This window comes from Zavarzinella formosa DSM 19928 (genome assembly GCF_000255705.1).
GTDB lineage: Bacteria > Planctomycetota > Planctomycetia > Gemmatales > Gemmataceae > Zavarzinella > Zavarzinella formosa.
Genome location: NZ_AIAB01000552.1, coordinates 1 through 1,052, shown reverse-complemented (window position 1 = coordinate 1,052; position 1,052 = coordinate 1). Strand labels below are relative to the sequence as shown.

The 1,052-nt window shown below is 56.7% G+C and carries 1 protein-coding gene; it reads left to right on the top strand.

Annotation, left to right across the window (positions count from 1 at the left end; genetic code table 11):
- Positions 1 to 346: 346 nt before the first annotated feature.
- On the top strand, positions 347 to 949 hold the full coding sequence (locus BGIM_RS0100645; protein ID WP_020467909.1) for a pyridoxamine 5'-phosphate oxidase family protein: 603 nt from the start codon (positions 347 to 349) through the stop codon (positions 947 to 949).
- Positions 950 to 1,052: the final 103 nt, after the last annotated feature.

Below are 1,052 nucleotides of genomic sequence, written 5' to 3'. Positions count from 1 at the left end.
CGCCGTGCTGGCCGGGGAAGTGTGGATGACCAGAAGGATCGCCGGGCAATGAGGCAAAGCGTTGTGGGTAATGTTGGTCGATGCGAAATCAAACAGCAACATTTGCAAACGATCCCAAGAGCCCCACTGCGTGAGCGGTGGGGGTGGCCGTCACACTCTGGAAGCCACCCCCACCGCTCACGCAGTGGGGCTCTTAAATTTCTCACACAAGGCGCTTGTTGACTTGCGTGTCAATGAATGGTGATAACCAGTCCCGGCGTTTCTTCTCGCATGAATCTTTCTGTCTGAAAAGCCATCCAAGCCTATCGTTCCGGTTTCCCCGCTGATCCGTTCGAGGGTGCAAGCCATGCGACAATACACCAGCGATATCGCCTTTACCCCAGCCGTGAAACAAATCCAGACGGCCAAAGGCTCCCGAGCCAGTTACGCCCGAGCCGAAAAGAACCGGGGTTGGGCGACCGAAATCACGCCGGATTTGGCCGGTTTTTTGGCCGAACTGGACATGTTCTATCTCGGCACCGCCAATGCCGAGGGCCAGCCCTACATCCAATACCGGGGCGGTTCGCCGGGGTTCCTCAAGGTGTTGGACGACCACACGCTCGGCTTCGCCGACTTTGGCGGCAACCGCCAGTACATCACCTTGGGCAATCTCTCGGAGAATCCCAAGGCGTTCATTTTCCTGATGGACTATGCAAACTCCAACCGGGTCAAGCTGTGGGGCACGGCCAAAGTCGTCGAGGACGACCCCGCCCTATTAGAACGGTTACGCGACCCCGAATATCCCGGAAAAGTCGAACGGGCCATCGTGTTCACCATCGAGGCTTGGGACATCAACTGTCAGCAACACATCCACAAACGATTTTCTCAACGACAGATCGCCCCGGTCATCGCGAATTTGAAGGCCAAGATCGCCGATTTGGAGGAACAACTTCGGGAGGCGAAGGCGTAGCCATAATTGATCTCAAGAGCCCCACTGCGTCAGTTCAAGAGCCCCACTGCGTCAGTTCAAGAGCCCCACTGCGTGAGCGGCAGTCGTGTGAAGATCTTTCAAG

Coding starts and splice junctions, on each gene's coding strand:
- BGIM_RS0100645 (WP_020467909.1), top strand. CDS start 347: ATGCGACAATACACCAGCGATATCGCCTTTACCCCAGCCGTGAAACAA.